Raw genomic sequence first — 17,785 nt, forward strand, 5'->3', positions numbered from 1 at the left:
CGGCGCGGGCTCTCAGAAGGCGTCGCGCAGTTCGCGTTTGAGCACCTTGCCGGAGGCGTTCTTCGGCAGCGCGTCCACGAACACCACGTTCTTGGGCGTCTTGAAGGAGGCCAGCCGCTCGCGCAGGAACGCGTTCAGCTCGGCCGCGGTCAGCCCCGCGCCCTCGCGCAGCACCACGGCGGCCGTCACCGCCTCGATCCACCGCTCGTCCGGGACGCCGAACACGGCCGCCTCGGCGACCGCCGGATGCTGGTAGATGACCTCCTCCACCTCGCGGCTCGCCACGTTCTCGCCGCCGGACTTGATCATGTCCTTCTTCCGGTCGACCACCGACAGGTAGCCGTCGGCGTCCATGACGCCGAGGTCGCCGCTGTGGAACCAGCCGCCGCGGAACGCCTCGGCGGTCTTGTCGGGGTCGTTCCAGTAGCCGAGCATGGCGTGCGGGCTGCGGTGGACGATCTCGCCGACCACGCCCGGCGCCACCGGCCGGTCCTCGTCGTCGACGATCCTGGTCTCGACGTTGAGCGCGGGCCGCCCGGCCGAGCCCAGCCGGGTCAGCTGCTCCTCGGGCCGCAGGATGGTGGCCAGGGGCGCCATCTCGGTCTGGCCGTAGAAGTTGAACAGGCGCACGTCCGGCAGCCGGGCCGAGATCTCCTTCAGCACCTCGACCGGCATGATCGAGGCGCCGTAGTAGCCCTTGCGCAGCGAGGACAGGTCACGGCGGTCGAAGTCGGGGTGGCGCAGCAGGGCGATCCACACCGTGGGCGGGCAGAACAGCTTGGTCGCGCGCTCGCCCTCGATGGTGGCCAGGATCGAGGCCGGGTCGGCGCCCGGCAGGATGAGGTTGGTGGCGCCCAGGTAGATGCCGGGCGTCAGGAAGCAGTGGAGCTGGGCGCAGTGGTAGAGGGGCAGCGCGTGCACCTCGACGTCGTCGGAGCTCATCTCGCCGTCGACGACGCAGCTCACGTACTGGGCCAGCAGGCTCCCGCTGGACAGCGTGGCGCCCTTGGGCCGGGACTCGGTGCCGCTGGTGTACATGAGCTGGATCGGGTCGTCGGCGGCGATCTCCACCTGCGGCTCGGCGTCGTCGCCGCGCCAGGTGGCGAAGGACTCCCAGCCCTCGGCCGCGCCGATCACGCCGCGCACCCGCACGGCGGGCCCGGCCGCGGCCTCGGCCACCGGCAGCAGCGCCTCCTCCGCCAGCATCCCCGTCGCGCCGGAGTGCTCCAGGATGTAGGCCACCTCGCGCGGCCCGAGCATGAAGTTGATCGGCACGGAGATCGCGCCCAGCCGGGCCAGCGCGAAGTAGGCCACCACGAAGGCATGGTTGTTATGGCTGAACAGGGCGAACCGGTCGCCCTTGGCCACGCCCCGCGCCGCCAGCGCGTTGGCCGTGCGGTTGACCTCAAGGTCGAGATCGGCGTAGCTCTGGCGGACGTTGCCGTAGATCACGGCGGTCTTGGCGGGGAACCTGGCGGCCGAGCGCCGCAGGAGGTCGCCGATCGTGTGCTGGCGCGTGGTCATGCTGGGCACCCCCATGCCGAATGATGTTCGGCGATCGTACCCGACGAAGGAGGCGCCCGCCGACCCCCGGCGGACGCCTCCTCGGGCTCACCCTGGCTGGGTGACGCCGTTGACCTTCAGCGTGTACGGCGCGTACTGCTGGACCTGCTCGGTCGGCTCGTCATAGGCCACGATCGCGACCACCGACGGGAAGACCGCGAACGGCGCGAGCTGCAGCCGGTTGAGGCTGATCGAGCCCTTGCCGTCGAACTGGGCCTGCAGCACCACCGAGTGCCGCTCGTCCAGGCCGACCAGACGCACGTTCCAGTTGCTGACCGGCGTCGGCGAGATCTCGGTCGGGGAGTCGAACGGCTCCAGGCCGGCCCCGTCGCTCACCGCCGTCGCGCCCACCGTGACGTCGTCGATCTTCCAGCCGCCCTCGTTGACCCCGCCGTCGCTGACGTACTGGAAGCCGACGAGGATCTCCTTGCCCGCGTAGGCGGACAGGCTGTAGCTGTGCGGCTGGAACCCGGTGGTGGTGCCGTTGACGGCCGGGCCGAGCGGGCCGGCCACCGTCTTGTCACCGGGGATCGCGGTGTAGGTCTTGCCGCCGTCCGCGGAGACGATCACGTAGCCGTAGTCGAAGCCGGACTCCGCGCCGTACTTGGCGAGGAAGCGCAGCGTCGGGTCGGCGGCCGGGACCGTCACCTTGGTCACCGCGGCGACGTTGAGGTTGCTGGCGTTGCCCGACCACAGCACCGGGTTGCCCGCGCGGTCGGGGTCGTCGGAGACGACGGTCCAGGCCAGCGGGATCGGCGGCAGCGTCTTGGCGCCCTGGAAGGACAGCGAGGTCGGCGCCGCGCCGCCCGGCTTGCGGATCTGCACGTAGTCGGCGCCGTTCGGGGCCGCCCCCGGAGTGTTGTACGCGGCCGGGTTGGCGAGGTTGACCGTGGAGTTCAGGCTCGCGGTCGTCACCCGCTTCTTCGGCACGCCCAGCACCACGCCGCGGCTGCCCACGACCTTGTCCACCAGCACCATCGTCTGGTAGTCGTGCAGCACCTGGTACAGGTCCGTGCTGCCGAGCGCCGCCTTGACGCTGGCCAGGCCCTGCAGGGAGCCGTCACGGTGCAGCTTGGACAGGAAGTCCGCGCCGTACCGGTCGTACAGGAACAGCATGAACGAGTACGCGTTGCCGTAGTCGGCCAGCACCGCGTCCGGGTTGCCGCCGTCGCCCCACAGGTTGAGCGAGTTCTGCGGGCCGCCGCAGTTGCGCGGGTTCGGGTTGTACGGCGTCTGGACGATGCCGAAGCCCTGGAAGCAGTTGATGTGGTTGTCGAAGCCCTTCTCGAACACCGTCGCCTTGGGGTTGCCGTAACCCGTCACCGAGATCGCGAAGTCCGACAGGCCCTCGTTCATCCAGGTGGTCTCAAGCGGGTCGGTGTAGTAGTGCAGCAGGTGCTGCCACTCGTGGGCGAAGACGCCCTCGTACTGGAAGGGCCGGGCCGAGCGCGAGGTGCACACGTCGGAGGTCGGGTTGTCCGGCGGGTTCGCGCCGGTCCTGTGCAGCCAGTCGAACGCGTCGATCGTCATCACGTTGCGGTCGAGCAGCTCGTTGTACTGGGAGGAGAAGAAGCCCGCGATGTACGTGGTCGCGGCCGGGAAGGTGTAGTAGTTGTCGTCCCGGACGTTGTCGATCAGCGTCACCGTGCGGTCGCCGGCGCCGGTGTAGACGCCGCCGTTGCCGTTGGCGTCGGGGCCGAGCACGGCGTTCGTGCCGTCCCGGTCCGGCGGCGTGCTGAAGGTCGCGGTCTCCTTCGGGTACATGTTCGTGTCGAACTGCTGCACCAGGTTCGTGACCTGGGCATCGGTGATCTCCGTCGTCCCGGGCACCTGCATCCGGCAGTCGCCGGCCGGGAAGGCCAGGTCGTTGGCGACCCAGACCTCGATCTTGTCGCCGACGCCGCGCAGCGTGTAGTCCTTGCGGTACAGGCGGCCGTTGTAGTCGTCCGTGGCCAGCCACTGCCGCACGGTGCCGACCGGCGGCGTCTCGGCGGCGGCCTTGGCCTTGGCGCGGGCCTCGTACTTCGCCGGGACCTTGACGGGCTTGCCGTCGAGGGTGAAGTCCTTGCGGGTGAGCTCCTTGACGTCGCTCGGCGGCGCGGCCGTGGCGGCCGCCTGCGGGGACTCGGCCGACGCGGGTATCGCGGTCAGCGTGGGCAGTAAGAGAAGTGCGGCAGCGATTCCGATGATTCGGGTGCGCGCCATTGAACCCCCTAGGTATGGGTGTTGCCCGGATGGAACAGGGGTGACATCCGGTAATTACCGGAACCGAATTGGCGCGCGCAATGGGGGCATTTGCCAACAAAATGCGGTGGAATTGGCGATCAAACCAGAACGGCCAGCCGCCGGTACGAATCCAGCCGCCGCTCCAGGTCGTAGGTGTTCATCGTGACCAGCACCTCGTCGGCGCCGGTGGCCGCCACCAGTGAGCCCAGCGCGACCGCCACCTCCGGCGCGGTGCCGTGGATCTGCCCCTTCAGCGCCTCCGCCAGCAGCGCCCGCTCCCGCCCGGTCAGCTCCAGCCGGGCGATCTCCTCGGCCGGCACCAGGGGCGGGAACGCGCCGCTGGTGCGCGAGCGCGCCGTGGACCACGCCTCCGGCAGCTGGAGCTGCGCCGCCTCCTCGCGGGTCGCCCCGACCGCGACGCTGACCGCCGCCATCAGGTACGGCCGCGCCGCCCACTCCGAGGGCCGGAAGCCCGCCCGGTAGCGCGCCGCCGCCTCCACCGCCCGCGGCCCGGCCCCGATCACCATGGGCAGTCCGAGCTCCGCCGCCAGATCCGCCCCCGACCCCATGGCCAGCACGAACACCTGCGGACGCAGCCCCTCGGCCGGGACGGCGTGCACGCCCGGATGCGCCCGCTGCCCGCCGGTGAAGTACCCCAGCAACTCGCCGACCTGGTCGCCGAACCCGTCCGCGGCCTCCTTGCCGTGGCCGAGCGCCCGCCGGACGCCGCCCGTGAACCCCACCGAACGCCCGAGCCCCATGTCGATCCGCCCCGGGTGCAGCGACTCCAGCACGCCGAACTGCTCGGCCACCACCAGCGGCCGGTGGTTGGGCAGCATCACGCCGCCGGTGCCCACCCGGATCCGCCCGGTCGCCGCCGCGACGGCCGCGGCCAGCACGGTCGGCGCCGCCCCCGCCACGCCGGGCACGCTGTGGTGCTCGGCCACCCAGAACCGGTGGTAGCCCAGCTCCTCGGCCTGCCGGGCGAACGCGACGGTGTCCCGCAGCGCGGTGGCCGCGTCGGAGCCCCGCCGCAGGAGCGAACGGTCGAGAATCGAGTAAAGCGTCACGCCTGCGTGCAACGCCGCACGCCCCGGGATCAATCCAGCGGGTCCCACGGGACGGCGTCGTAGCAGGAGAGGAGCCGGGCCAGCGTCGGGCCGTCCTGCCGCAGCGGGACGCCGTCGACCTCGCCGACCGGGACCACGCCGTGGGAGTTGCACAGGAACACCAGGTCGAAGCCCGGCAGGTCGGCGACCCGCAGCGGGCGGCGCTCCTGGGGCACGTCGATGCCTTCCAGCAGGCCCATGGCGGTGCCGCGCAGCATCGGCGCGTCCGGCCACACCAGGCGGCCGGCGGACCAGCAGCCGACGTTCGTGATCGCGCCCTCGCTGATCAGGCCGTCGGCCGTGGTCAGCAGCGCCTCGTCGAAGCCCAGGGGCGCGACGGTCCGCCGCAGGTGCGCCTGGGCGAAGCCGGCCGCCTTCTTGATGTGCGGCAGGTAACGCTGGTAGACGACCGCCGCGACGCGCTGCGGGCGGGTGGCGACCTCGGTGGGCGGGGCGGCGGTGGCCACGACGCGCGGGCGGCCGTCGTGCTCGACGACGTAGACCCGCACGCCCGCGTCGCGCAGGTCGTCGCCGAGCACGGCCCGGATCGCGCCGAGCACCGCCGCCGGGTCGAGCCGGGCGCCGAACAGCTCCAGGTTGGCCGCCGCCAGCCGTTCCAGATGCAGGGCCAGGCCGCGGGTGCGCCGGTCTCTGACCTGCATGGCGGTGAAGTGCCCGTAGCGGGCCTCCAGCGCGAAGCGCGCGTCGGCGTCCACCGGCCTGCCCTCGACCACCGCTCGTACGATCATGCGTCCAGCATGTCCTGTCCGCCGGCCCCCGCGCGCATGATCGTGAAGGGCGCCAGCTCGCCGAGCCCGCGCACCGACAGCCGGTCGACCGCGCGCAGCAGGAAGGCCCGGTCGCCCTCCAGCTCCTCGGCCATCTCGGGGTCGGCCAGGATCGTTCCCGGCAGGGAGAGCGCGGTGAGCCGGCTGGCCAGGTTGACGGTGGTGCCGAACACGTCGCCCATGCGCCAGATCACCGGCCCGGCGGCCAGGCCCACCCGCAGCTCGGGCATGTCCCTGCCGCGGTGGGTCTCCACCAGGCGCAGCGCGATCTCGGCCGCCACGTGCGACTTGTCGGCCACGAACAGCACCGAGTCGCCGAGCGTCTTGACCACCCGCCCGCCCGAGGACGTGACCACGTCGGCCGAGCGGCCCTCGAACCTGTCGACCAGCCGGGCCAGCTCGGTCGCCGTGATCTGCCGGCTGAGCCGGGTGAAGGCCACCAGGTCGGCGAACCCCACCGCCATGCGCACGGCGCTCATGTCCTGGTCGGCCAGCCGGCCGGCGGCGGCGGCGAGCTGCCGCTGCCAGGCGTAGACCAGCAGCCGCGCCAGGTCGGGCACCACCCGCTCGGCCCGCCGCCGCCAGGCCCGCGGGCGTTCGGCCAGCGGCACGCCCGCCTGGTCGAGCGCCTCGGCGCCCAGCTCGGCCTGCGACTCGGCGAGCCGGGCCGTCGCCCGCCCGATCGAGCGGGCCATCAGCAGCATGTGCTCCTCGTCGTAGGCGCCGGAGCTGACCATCGAGAGCATGGTGCGCAGCGCCTCGACGTCGGAGTCGGTGAACTCGACCGCGTCGTCGGCCACGTTGGCGAACCCCAGCGCCCGCCACAACCGGCGCGCCCGGTAGACCGGGACCCCGGCCATGTGGGCCACCTGGTGGCTGGTGTAGCGGCGCGGCGCGCGCAGGAACGCCTCCGCCACCCCGTCCCCGTCCTCGCGTGACACGCGTGCAACATAACACCCTGTGGCGGGCGTCACTCCAGGAGGGCGCGCAGGGCGGGCCGCTCGGCGTCGGGCAGGTGGACGGCGTAGTAGTCGTACATGGACCGGCGCAGCAGGCGCGCGGCCGAGGCCCCGTCGCCGGCGCGCACGGCGGCCAGCACCTCCTCGTGGTGCCGGATGCTGCGCCGCATCAGCGACTCGCGGTCGGGCGCGTCGGCGATCTTCCCGGCGATCAGCCCCAGCACGACCGAGCGGACCACGTCGGTGCAGACCTGGATCAGCGTGTTGCCGCTGGCCGCCACGACGACGTCGTGGAAGGCCACGTCGGCGGCGCTGAAGGCGTCGTGGTCGGACGCGGACGCGGACGCGGAGGGGGAGGCGGTGGCGGCGGGCGCGGCGGCGCGCATGGCGGCGCGCATGGCGGCGATGGCCGCCTCCATCGCGGCGAGCTGCTCCTCGGTGCGCAGCCGCGCGGCCAGCAGCACGGCCGAGGAGTCGAGCACCATCCTGAACTGCACCAGCTCGGCCAGCGACAGCTCGGCCACCCGCGCCAGCGTGGTCATCGACTTGTGTAAGGCGGCGGGGGAGAACGGCAGCACCTCCGCGCCGTTGGGATCGCCCGGCCGGGACCGCACCAGGCCGCGCGCCTGGAGCACGCGCAGCGCCTCCCGCACCGTGGAGCGCCCGACGGAGAACTGCACCATCAGCTCGCGCTCGCTCGGCAGCCGCGCCCCCGGCCCGAGGGCCCCGCTCTCGATGGCCTCCTCGACCTGTTCCACGACCCGCTCGTAAGCGCGTACGGCCCGCACCGGCTCGAACCGTGCACCCATCGGAAGCCCCCTTGACCCGAGCCGTCACGGACTGGCAATGTGCGTAGCCTACTGGTCAGACCAGTGCACTAGCCAGGAGGCTGTAAGACATGAGGCGAATCGGAATCTGGATCGCCGTGGGCGGTCTCCTGCTGGTCACAGCCGCCTGTGGCGGCGGTTCCGGCTCGGGCGGTTCCGGCACCGCGGGCACCCCCAAGGCCCAGTCCCTGTCCGTAGGGTTCGTGGCCGAGCCGGCCAACCTCGACTTCACCGCCACCGAGGGCGCGGCCATCCCGCAGGCGTTGCTGGTCAACGTCTACGAGGGCCTGGTCAAGCTCGACCAGGACGGCTCGATCAAGCCGCTGCTGGCCGAGAAGTGGTCGGTCTCCGACGACCGGAAGACCTACACCTTCACCCTGCGCAAGGGCGTCACGTTCAGCAGCGGGGCGCCGTTCACGGCCGACGACGTGGTGTTCTCGCTCGACCGGGTCAGAAGCGACTGGAAGCTCAAGATCAAGGCCCAGCTCGACGTCATCGACAGGGTGACCAAGACCGACGACGCCACCGCCGTCGTCACCCTCAAGCGGCCGAGCAACGGCTTCCTCTACGCCCTGGCCACCCGCCTCGGCGCCATGTTCAGCCGCACCGGCGTGGCCGACCTGGCCAACAAGCCCGTCGGCACCGGGCCGTACACGCTCGGGGCGTGGAAGCGCGGCGAGTCGATCCAGCTCGCCGCCAACCCCTCCTACTGGGGCGCCAAGCCGGCGCTGTCGGCGATCACGCTGAAGTACTTCAAGGACGCCACGGCGATGAACAACGCGCTGCTGACCGGCGGCATCGACGTCATCTCCGCCGTGCAGGCCCCCGAGTCGCTGCAGCAGTTCGCCGATCCGAACCGGTTCCAGACGGTCGAGGGCACCACCAACGGCGAGGTCGTGCTGTCCATGAACAACGCCCGGCCGCCGTTCGACGACGTCAAGGCCCGCCAGGCCGTCCGGTACGCCATCGACCACAAGGCGCTGCTGGACACCGCGTGGGCCGGGCGCGGCCAGCTCATCGGCTCGATGGTGCCGCCCACCGACCCCTGGTACGAAGACCGCACCGGCGACTACCCCCACGACCCGGCCAAGGCCAAGGAACTGCTGGGCGGCAGGACGCTGACGGTCAAGATGCGCATCCCCAACCTGCCGTACGCGGTGGCGAGCGCGCAGGTCGTGAAGTCGCAGCTGGCCCAGGTGGGCATCACGGCCGACATCGAGCCGCTGGAGTTCCCGGCCCGCTGGCTGGACGTGGTGTTCAAGCAGGGCGACTACGACCTGTCCATCATCAACCACGTCGAGCCCCGGGACATGGGGATTTTTGCCGATAAATCGTATTACTTCCACTATGACAACCCCGAGTTCGGCAAACTCCTCGCCTCCGCCGACGCCGGCACCGAGCAGCAGCAGACCGACGACCTGAAGAAGGCCGCCAAGCTGCTCTCCGACGACGCCGCCGCCGACTGGCTGTTCCTGTTCCCCAACCTGATCGTGGCGAAGAAGGGCGTCACCGGGCTGCCGAAGAACGCCATCGCGGAGTCCTTCGACTTCACCGGTCTCGCCAAGCAGTGACGCTCTACCTGCTCAAACGGCTGGCGGTGCTGATCGTGAGCGCCGCCGTCGCCGCCGTCGCGGTGTTCGCGTTCATGGCGCTGCTGCCCGGCGACCCGGCCGAGATCGCGCTCGGCGTCAACGCCACCCCCGACGCGGTCGCCGCGCTGCGCCGCCAGTTCGGCACCGACCGCCCGCCGGCCGTGCAGTTCCTCGACTGGGTCGGCGGGCTGGCCCACGGCGACTTCGGCGTCTCCTACGTCACCAGCTCGCCCATCGGCCCGCAGATCGGCGAGCGGCTCGGCGTGACGGCCGTGCTGGTGCTGGGCGGCATGGTGCTGGCGCTGGCCGTCGCGGTGCCGCTCGGCACGTTCGCCGCCGTGCACCACCGCAACCCGCTCGGCGCGGCGATCAGCGCGGCCGGCCAGCTCGGCATCGCCGTCCCCGCCTTCCTGGCGGGCATCCTGCTGGTGTTCGTGTTCGCGGTGAAGGCCCAGGCGCTGCCCTCCGGCGGGTACGTCCCGATCGCCGACAGCCCGCAGGAGTGGCTGCGCTCGATGCTGCTGCCGTGGTTGTCGCTCGGGCTCGTCCAGGGCGCCGTGCTCACCCGCTACGTGCGCAGCGCCGTCCTCGACGTCATGCGCGAGGACTACCTGCGCACCGCCCGCGCCAAGGGCCGCGGCAGCGCCGGCGCCCTGTGGCGGCACGGCCTGCGCAACGCCTCGATCCCCGTGGTCACCGTGCTCGGCCTGCAACTGGCCACCCTGCTGGTCGGGGCGGTCGTGGTCGAGCGGGTCTTCGTGCTGCCCGGGCTCGGCGACCTGCTGCTCAACGGCGTCGCCGGGCGCGACCTGCTGCTCGTCCAGGGTGTGGTGATGGTGCTGGTGGCCGCGGTCCTGCTGATCAACTTCGTGGTGGACGTCGCCTACCGCCTGCTCGACCCGAGGCTGCGATGAAGGGCCGGGCGAACGCCGCGCTGCTGACCGGCGGCGCGCTGGTCGGGCTGGTGACGCTGGCCGCGCTGCTCTCGTTCGTCTGGACGCCGCACGACCCGACCCTCGTCGACGCCGCCCGCAAGCTGCGCGACCCCGGCGGCGGCTACCTGCTCGGCGCCGACAAGTTCGGCCGCGACACCCTCAGCCAGCTCATGGTCGGCGCGCGCACCACCCTCTACGTCGGCGTGGTGGCCGTCGGGATCGCCGCCGTCCTCGGCGTGCCGCTCGGCGTGGTCGCCGGGATGACGCCGCGCGGCTGGCTGTCGGAGCTGATCATGCGGGTCAACGACCTGGTGTTCGCCTTCCCCGCGCTGCTGCTGGCCGTCATGCTGGGCGCGGTCTACGGAGCCGGCACGCTCACCGCGATGATCGCGATCGGCGTGGCCACCGTGCCCGCGTTCGCGCGGGTGGCCCGCGCCGCGACGCTCCAGGTCATGGTGACCGACTACATCCTGGCCGCGCGCGCCGCGGGCCGCCGCCGGGGCGCGATCGCCGTGCGGCACGTGCTGCCGAACATCGGGTCGGTGCTGATCGTGCAGGCGTCGGTGTCGTTCGCGATCGCGATCCTGGCCGAGGCGGCGCTGTCGTTCCTCGGGTTCGGCACCCGGCCGCCGACCCCGTCCTGGGGGCGGATGTTGCAGGAGTCGCAGGAGCTGCTGTTCTCCACCCCGCGCCTCGCGCTGTGGCCGGGCCTGGCGATCGCGCTCGCCGTCCTCGGGTTCAACCTGCTCGGCGACGGGCTGCGCGACCACCTCGATCCGAAGCTCAGGAGGGTCCGTGCTGACGGTTGAGGGGCTTTCCGTACGGGCCGGCGCGGTGGGGCTCGTGCACGACGTGTCGTTCGCGATCGGGCCCGGCGAGCGGGTCGGGCTGATCGGCGAGTCCGGGTCCGGCAAGTCGCTGACCGCGCTGTCGCTCATGGGCCTGCTGCCCGAGGGCGTCACCGCGTCCGGCACGGCCAGGCTGGGGGAGCGCGACCTGCTCGGCGTGCCCGAGAAGCGGCTGAAGGACCTGCGCGGGCGCGAGTTGTCCATGGTCTTCCAGGAGCCGATGACCGCGCTCAACCCGCTCATGCGCGTCGGCGCGCAGGTCGCCGAGGCCATGACCCTGCACGGCGTCCCCCGCGCCGAGGCCGGGCGGCGCGCGCTCGCGCTGCTGGACCGCGTCCGGCTCCCCGAACCCGGGCAGATCGCCCGCGCCTATCCCCACCAGCTCTCCGGCGGCCAGCGGCAGCGCGTCATGCTCGCCATCGCCCTGGCCAACGAGCCGGGGCTGCTCGTCTGCGACGAGCCGACCACCGCGCTCGACGTCACCGTGCAGAAGCAGATGCTGGAGCTGATCGCCGAGGTCGCCCCCGCGCTGCTGTTCATCACCCACGACCTGGCGGTGGTGGCCTCCGTCTGCGAGCGGGTGATCGTCATGTACGGCGGCCGCGTCGTCGAGACCGGGACCGTCCGCGAGGTCTTCACCCGCCCCCGCCACCGATACACCGAGGGCCTGCTGGCCGCCTCCCGGCTCACGCCGCGCGGCACCAGGCTCCCGACCATCAAGGGCAGCGTGCCGCCCGCGGGCGCCTTCCCCGAGGGCTGCGTGTTCCGCAACCGCTGCCCGCACGCCACCCCGCGGTGCGAGACCCCGCCGGCGCTGACAGGAGACGGCCATGCCCACGCATGCTGGCACCCCGCAGAATGAGCCACTGGGTGACCCACCGGGTGGGCCGTTGATCGAGGCCCGCCGGCTCAGCCGCGTCTACCACCGCCCGCGCACCTCGCTCACCAGGCCGGGCGCGCCCGTCCACGCCCTGCGGGAGGTGTCGCTGACCGTCCGCCGCGGCGAGCGGTTCGGCATCGTCGGCGAGTCCGGCTCCGGCAAGTCCACGCTGCTGCGCCTGCTGTGCGGCCTGGACCGGCCCACCGGCGGGTCCGTCGTCTTCGACGGGCGGGAGATCACCGGCCTGCCGGAGCGGCGGCTGCGCTTCCTGCGGGAGAACCTGCAGATCGTCTTCCAGGACCCGATGAGCTCGCTCGACCCGCGCATGCGCGTGCGGGACCTGGTGGCCGAGCCGCTGGTCGCGCTCGGCCTGCCGGTCGGCGGCCGGGTGGCCGAGCTGCTGGAGGAGGTCGGCCTGCCCGCCTCGGCCGCCGACCGCTACCCCCACCAGTTCTCCGGCGGCCAGCGGCAGCGCATCGCCATCGCCCGCGCGCTCGCGCCCCGGCCGAAGGTGCTGGTCGCCGACGAGCCCGTCAGCGCCCTCGACGTGTCCGTCCGCGGCCAGATCCTCAACCTGCTCGCCGACCTGGTGGACGAGCTGGGCCTCACGCTCGTGTTCGTCTCGCACGACCTGTCGGTGGTCCGGCACGTGTGCGAGACCGTGGCCGTCATGAGCGGCGGCGAGATCGTCGAGACCGGCCCGGTGGACGACGTCTGGGCCGCGCCGCGCCACCCGTACACGCGTGACCTGCTGCAGGCCGTACCGACCCTGGAGGGATTGTTGTGATCGAGGTCGACGAGCGGGGAGTCGTGGAGTTCACGCAGGCCCTGGTGCGCATCCCCAGCACCAACGACCCCGCGCGCGGGCGCACCGAGCGGCCCGCCGCCGAGCTGGTCGAGGCCAGGATGCGGGAGTGGGGCTGGGACCCGGTCGTGAGCGAGGCCGCCGCCGGGCGGCCCAACGTCGTCGCGGTGGTCGAGGGCGGCGGCGGCGACGGGCCGACGCTGATGTTCGAGGGTCACACCGACGTCGTGACCGAGGGCGACCTGTCCACCTGGACCGTCGACCCGTTCGGCGGCGAGATCCGCGACGGGCGGCTGTGGGGCCGGGGCAGCGCCGACATGAAGTCCGGCCTGGCCGCCACCCTCTACGCCACCCGCGCACTCCAGCTCGCCGGCCCGTTCCCCGGCCGGATCAAGGTGTGCGCGCTGGCCGACGAGGAGGGCCTGATGATCGGCGCCCACCACTTCGTCGCCTCCGGCCTGGCCGACGGCGTGGACGGCGCGATCGTCGCCGAGCCCGAGGCCGGGGAGATCTGCGCGGTGGCCAAGGGCGCGCTGCGGCTGCGCGTCGACCTCACCGGCAAGATGGCCCACGGCGCGATGCCGCAGCACGGCCGCAACCCCGTCCAGGCGGTCGGCACGCTGCTGGTCGCCCTGAGCGGCCTCCAGCGGGAGCTCCAGGAACGGCATCCGGCCCACGAGCACCTCGGCGAGGTGTACGTCACCCCGACCGTGGTCCGGGCGGGCAGCGAGGAGCAGGTCAACGTCATCCCCGCCACGGCGTCCGTCTTCATCGACGTGCGCACGATCCCCGGGCTGGAGCACAAGGTCGTGGCCGACCGGGTGGCCGCCCTCGCCGCGGCCGGGGACGGGATCGAGGCGTCGGTGTCGGTCCTGGTGGACCGGCCGCCGGTGGACGTGCCGGTGACCGACCCGGTGGTGGCCGCGCTGGCGGCGGCCCACCGTACGGTGACGGGGGAGGAGCCGGTCTACGGCGGCGTGCCGGGCTCGACGGACGGGACCGTGCTGACCCACTGGGGCGGCGTCCCCTCGGTCGTGTACGGCCCCGGCGGCAAGTGGATCGCCCACCAGGCGGACGAGTACGTCGAGGTCGCCGAGATCGTCCGGTGCACCCGGGTGTTCGCCGAGGCGGCGCGGCGCTTCCTGCACCGGGACTTCTGATGCTCGCCGAACCAGCCCCCGGCATGCGTCCCGGGCCGACGAACTCGCTGGTGGACGTCGCCGGGCTGCGCGTCGGGCACGCGCACCGGGTGGGCGGCGGCTACCGCACGGGCACGACCGTGGTGCTGGCGCCGCCGGAGGGCGTGGTGGCCGGCGTCGACGTGCGCGGGGCCGCTCCCGGCACCCGCGAGACCGAGTTGCTCGATCCGCGCAACCTGGTCGAGCGCGTGCACGCCGTCGTGCTGTCGGGCGGCAGCGCGTACGGGCTGAGCGCGGCGTGCGGGGTGATGGACGGGCTGGCCGACGCGGGCATCGGCTTCCCGGTGGCGGGCGGCGTGGTGCCCATCGTCCCGTCGGCCGTCATCTACGACCTCGGGCGCGGCGGCGACTTCCGCGCCACCCCCGACGCCGCCCTCGGCGCCGCCGCCTACGCCGCCGCCCGCACTCCGGCGCACGAACCGCCCTTCCCCGCACCCCCGCCCCGCCGCGGCGGCAGCGCGGACGCCTCCTCCCCGCGGACGGCCGCCCGCTACGGCGACGCCGCCCGCTACGGCGACGCCGCCCGCTACGGCGACGCCTCCCACCATGGCGGCGCGGCCCGGCACGCCACCGCGCCCCCCACGGCCAGCGGGTCCATCGGGGCCGGGGCCGGGGCGATGGCGGGCGGCCTGGCCGGCGGCGTCGGGACGGCCAGCGCCGTCCTGCCCGGCGGCGTCACCGTGGCCGCCCTGGCCGTCGTCAACGCCGCCGGATCCGTGCTCGACCCCGCGGGCGCCACCCTCGCCGGCGTCCGCTACGGCCTGCCGGGCGAGTTCGGCCACCTGCGCCGCCCGGACCCCGCCGAGGCCGGGGCGTGGCAGCCGGACAAGGTCACCTCGTTCAACACCACCATCGGCGTGGTGGCCACCGACCTCACCCTCACCAAGGCCCAGTGCGGCAAGCTGGCCGGGGTGGCCCACGACGGCCTGGCCAGAGCCATCCGGCCGGCCCACACCATGGTCGACGGCGACACCGTCTTCGGCCTGGCCGCCTGCGCCCGCCCGGCCCCCGGCCCCGACGGGCTCCAGGACGTCCTGGCCGCCGCGGCCGACGTGTTCAGCCGGGCGGTGGCCCACGCCATGCTCGCCGCCACCGGCCGCGAGGACGCGCCCGCGTACCTCGACGTGTTCCCGAGCGTCCTAGGGGGAGACAGATGACCTGGCCGGACGGCCTGCCCATCGGAGACGGATGGACCGCCACCGAGGACACCACCGAGGTGATCTTCCCCTACGACGGCTCGGTGGTGGCCCACGCCCCGCTGGGCACCCCCGCCCACGCCGCCCGCGCCCTGGAGGCGGCGCTGGCCGTCGCGCCCGCCATGGCCGCGCTGCCCTCGCACGCCCGCCGCGCCGCGCTCATGGCCGCGCACGACGCGCTCGCCGCCCGCCGCGCGGAGTTCGAGCGGCTGCTCGTCCTGGAGACCGGCAAGCCGCTGGTCGACTGCCGGGTCGAGGTGGCCAGGACGCTGCTCACCCTCGCCACGGCCGCCGAGGAGGTCGCCCGGCTGCACGGCGAGACCGTCCCGCTGGACCTGCTGCCGTCGGGGGAGGGGCTGATCGGGTTCTGGACGCGGCGGCCGATCGGCGTCGTCGTCGGGATCACCGGCTACAACTACCCGCTGCTCCTGGCCGCCCACAAGATCGCCCCGGCGGTCGCGGCCGGCTGCCCGGTGATCGTCAAGCCCGCCCCGGCGACGCCCCTGGCCACGCTCCGGCTGGTGCACCTGCTCCGCGAGGGCGGCCTGCCGCCCGCCGGCGTCCAGCTCGTCACCGGGGACGTCGAGGTCGGCCGCACGCTGGTCGAGGACCGGCGGATCGGCGCGGTCTCCTTCACCGGCTCGGCCGCCGCCGGGCACGCCATCGCCCGCGCCGCCGCCCCCACCAAGGTGCTGCTCGAACTCGGCTCCAACGCCGCCCTCGTGGTCGCCGCCGACGCCGACCTGGCGGCCGCCGCCGACGCCGTCGTGCGCGGCGGCTACTACGCCTCCGGCCAGGCGTGCATCGCGGTGCAGCGGGTGCTGGTGGAAGAGCCGGTACGGGCGGAGTTCCTGGCGCTGCTGGCCGCCCGCGTCAAGGACGTCGCCGTCGGCGACCCGCGCCTGCCCGGGACGCGCGTGGCCCCGCTGATCGACGCCGCCGCCACCGACCGCGTCCTTGCCTGGATCGGCGACTCGGGCGCCGAGGTGGTCGCCGGCGGGGTGCGCGAGGGCCGGGCGATCGCGCCGACCGTGCTGTCCGGCGTGCCCGACGGCGCCGCGGCGTGGGACGAGGAGATCTTCGGCCCGGTGGTGTGCGTCCGCGGGGTGCCGGACCTCGACGCCGCCTTCGAGGCCGTCAACCGCTCCCGGTACGGCCTGCACGCCGCCGTCTACACCCGCTCGCTGGCCACCGCCTTCACCGCGATCGAACGCATCCAGACCGGCGGCGTGGTGGTGAACGAGGTGCCCGGCTTCCGCGCCGACAACATGCCGTACGGCGGCGTCAAGGACTCGGGCAGCGGCCGCGAGGGCCCGCGCTTCGCCATGGAGGAAATGACGGTGACCAGAATGGCGATCATCCGCCCCTGACGGCCGCTGTAGGGTGGCGCGCAAACGGCGAGGAGGCGCGTGCCTTGGCTTTACGTACGGACGAGCCGATGGTTGTCCCGCGAGCGCGCGGCGGCAGGGCTCTGCCCGTGCTCGCCGCCCTCCTGGCCGTCGCCCTTACCTGCGCGGGCACGGCCTGGTGGCTTGAGCGCGGGCAGGCGCGGGACCGGGAGCGCGTCGCGCTGGCCCACGGGCTCGCGCTGCACGCCGCCGAGCTGCGCGAGGACGATCCGGTCAAGGCGCGCGACCTCGGCCTGGCCGCTGTGGGCGTGCACGCCGACGACCAGACCCGCGCCGGGCTGACCGACACCCTCCTGCTGTGGCGCAGGGACGACCTCCGGCCCCGCGACTCCGGCGGCGTCCGGCACGCCGAGCTGAGCGGCGACGGACGCGTCGGCCTGGTCGCCGGGAACGGCAAGGCCGAGGTCTGGCGGCTCGGCTCCGGGAGATCGGTCACGCTGGACGGGCCCGAGGGCGCGGCGCCGGCGCTCTCCCACGACGGCCGCACCGCTCTGACCGGCGGCGACGACGGCGCCACGACCGTGTGGGACCTCACCGATGCCGCCCGCCCGGCCCGGCGGGCGACGTTGCCGGGCGTGGCGGCGAAGGGGCCGCTCGACGACGTCCAAGCCGTGGCGGTGAGCCGGGACGGCCGGGTCGCCGCGGTCGCCGACTTCGCCGGGAACCTGCTCGTGTGGGACCTGACCGTAGGCGACCACCCGGTCCGGCGCTCGGTCACCGCCGTCCACGACTCCCCGACGGCGGACCTCGACCTCAGCGGCGACGGCAGGACGGCGGTCACCACGGCCGACGATGGCCCGGTGACGATCTGGAACCTGGCGGACCCGGCGCACCCGGTCAAGGCGGCCGAGCTGACCCCGTCCATTCACAACGGCACGGCCGCCGCCCTGAGCGGCGACGGACGCGTCCTCGTCGTCGCGCGGCGCGACCCGGGGGCCGACTGGCGGAGCCAGGCGGAGGTCTGGACGCTCGCCGACCCGGCCCGTCCGGCCCGGACCGCCGTCATCGGGATGCCTCCGGCGGACATGCTCGACGTGGCCCTCACACCCGACGGCGGGACCGCTCTCCTGGCGGGCTCCAACGGCAACGGATCGCTCTGGGACCTGTCCGTCCCTTCCCGGCCCGTCCGGCTGGCCGGGCTGCGCGGGTACCCGTCTGAGGTGCGGGGGGTGGCGTTGAGCGACGGCGCCCGCCGCGCCCTGCTGGCCGCCCCCGACAGCACCACCTTCTCCCTCTGGGACCTCCACGACCTGCGGCAGGTGGTCGCCGACCCCGAGCGGGCCCTGTGCGACGGCGGCTCCCGGATGTTGAGCAGGGCGGACTGGGACCGCTACACCGGCGGCGCGGACCCCTCGGACCACGGCGGCGGCGACGGGGACGTGAGCCTCTGCTCCCTCCGATGAGGGTAACGGTTTGACCAGATGTCTTTACCTTGCCGCAGCGGTCGCG

At 73.6% G+C, this 17,785-nt stretch carries 15 protein-coding genes; 9 read left to right on the top strand and 6 right to left on the bottom strand.

The features are described from left to right. Positions 1-12: 12 nt before the first annotated feature. The 6 genes from ACIBQ6_RS09965 to ACIBQ6_RS09990 form a co-directional block, all read right to left on the bottom strand. Positions 13-1,524 carry an acyl-CoA synthetase gene (locus tag ACIBQ6_RS09965; RefSeq protein ID WP_397211028.1) on the bottom strand — a complete coding sequence of 504 codons (1,512 nt, stop codon included), beginning with the start codon at positions 1,522-1,524 and terminating at the stop codon, positions 13-15. 87 nt (positions 1,525-1,611) lie between these two features. Further along, the gene (locus tag ACIBQ6_RS09970) at positions 1,612-3,768 is read right to left on the bottom strand and encodes a choice-of-anchor J domain-containing protein (protein ID WP_358286178.1); all 2,157 of its coding nucleotides are present in this window, start codon (positions 3,766-3,768) and stop codon (positions 1,612-1,614) included. 119 nt (positions 3,769-3,887) lie between these two features. Continuing rightward, on the bottom strand, positions 3,888-4,859 hold the full coding sequence (locus tag ACIBQ6_RS09975; protein WP_397211030.1) for an LLM class flavin-dependent oxidoreductase: 972 nt from the start codon (positions 4,857-4,859) through the stop codon (positions 3,888-3,890). Positions 4,860-4,888: 29 nt separating this feature from the next. Then, positions 4,889-5,647 carry an aminotransferase class IV gene (locus ACIBQ6_RS09980; protein WP_397211032.1) on the bottom strand — a complete coding sequence of 253 codons (759 nt, stop codon included), beginning with the start codon at positions 5,645-5,647 and terminating at the stop codon, positions 4,889-4,891. Next, complete coding sequence (locus ACIBQ6_RS09985) at positions 5,644-6,627, bottom strand: adenylate/guanylate cyclase domain-containing protein (protein WP_358286184.1); 984 nt, start codon at positions 6,625-6,627, stop codon at positions 5,644-5,646. Before ACIBQ6_RS09985 ends, ACIBQ6_RS09980 begins: the two co-directional genes overlap by 4 nt. Positions 6,628-6,656: 29 nt before the next feature. Then, complete coding sequence (locus ACIBQ6_RS09990; protein WP_397211034.1) at positions 6,657-7,454, bottom strand: FadR/GntR family transcriptional regulator; 798 nt, start codon at positions 7,452-7,454, stop codon at positions 6,657-6,659. A gap of 89 nt (positions 7,455-7,543) precedes the next feature. Between ACIBQ6_RS09990 and ACIBQ6_RS09995 the strand changes: the two genes are divergently transcribed. The 9 genes from ACIBQ6_RS09995 to ACIBQ6_RS10035 are packed head-to-tail and all read left to right on the top strand — an operon-like array spanning position 7,544 to position 17,739. Beyond that, positions 7,544-9,043, top strand: coding sequence for an ABC transporter substrate-binding protein (locus ACIBQ6_RS09995; RefSeq protein WP_397211036.1), 1,500 nt, complete (start codon positions 7,544-7,546; stop codon positions 9,041-9,043). Next, a complete protein-coding gene (locus ACIBQ6_RS10000; RefSeq protein ID WP_397211038.1) occupies positions 9,040-9,978 on the top strand; it encodes an ABC transporter permease in 939 nt (312 codons plus the stop codon). The genes ACIBQ6_RS09995 and ACIBQ6_RS10000 overlap by 4 nt, the downstream gene beginning before the upstream one ends. Beyond that, complete coding sequence (locus ACIBQ6_RS10005; protein WP_358286192.1) at positions 9,975-10,808, top strand: ABC transporter permease; 834 nt, start codon at positions 9,975-9,977, stop codon at positions 10,806-10,808. Before ACIBQ6_RS10000 ends, ACIBQ6_RS10005 begins: the two co-directional genes overlap by 4 nt. Beyond that, positions 10,795-11,709 carry an ABC transporter ATP-binding protein gene (locus tag ACIBQ6_RS10010; RefSeq protein WP_397211040.1) on the top strand — a complete coding sequence of 305 codons (915 nt, stop codon included), beginning with the start codon at positions 10,795-10,797 and terminating at the stop codon, positions 11,707-11,709. Before ACIBQ6_RS10005 ends, ACIBQ6_RS10010 begins: the two co-directional genes overlap by 14 nt. Positions 11,710-11,737: 28 nt before the next feature. Next, entirely contained in the window at positions 11,738-12,514 is a 777-nt protein-coding gene (locus ACIBQ6_RS10015) for an ATP-binding cassette domain-containing protein (protein ID WP_358286196.1), read from the top strand. Further along, the gene (locus ACIBQ6_RS10020) at positions 12,511-13,692 is read left to right on the top strand and encodes a M20 family metallopeptidase (RefSeq protein WP_397211042.1); all 1,182 of its coding nucleotides are present in this window, start codon (positions 12,511-12,513) and stop codon (positions 13,690-13,692) included. The genes ACIBQ6_RS10015 and ACIBQ6_RS10020 overlap by 4 nt, the downstream gene beginning before the upstream one ends. Further along, on the top strand, positions 13,692-14,888 hold the full coding sequence (locus ACIBQ6_RS10025; protein WP_397211044.1) for a P1 family peptidase: 1,197 nt from the start codon (positions 13,692-13,694) through the stop codon (positions 14,886-14,888). The genes ACIBQ6_RS10020 and ACIBQ6_RS10025 overlap by 1 nt, the downstream gene beginning before the upstream one ends. Further along, on the top strand, positions 14,885-16,297 hold the full coding sequence (locus ACIBQ6_RS10030) for an aldehyde dehydrogenase family protein (RefSeq protein WP_397211046.1): 1,413 nt from the start codon (positions 14,885-14,887) through the stop codon (positions 16,295-16,297). The genes ACIBQ6_RS10025 and ACIBQ6_RS10030 overlap by 4 nt, the downstream gene beginning before the upstream one ends. A gap of 44 nt (positions 16,298-16,341) precedes the next feature. Then, complete coding sequence (locus tag ACIBQ6_RS10035; protein ID WP_397211048.1) at positions 16,342-17,739, top strand: WD40 repeat domain-containing protein; 1,398 nt, start codon at positions 16,342-16,344, stop codon at positions 17,737-17,739. Positions 17,740-17,785 lie beyond the last annotated feature (46 nt).

This window comes from Nonomuraea sp. NPDC049655, from assembly GCF_044465465.1.
Taxonomy (GTDB): domain Bacteria; phylum Actinomycetota; class Actinomycetes; order Streptosporangiales; family Streptosporangiaceae; genus Nonomuraea.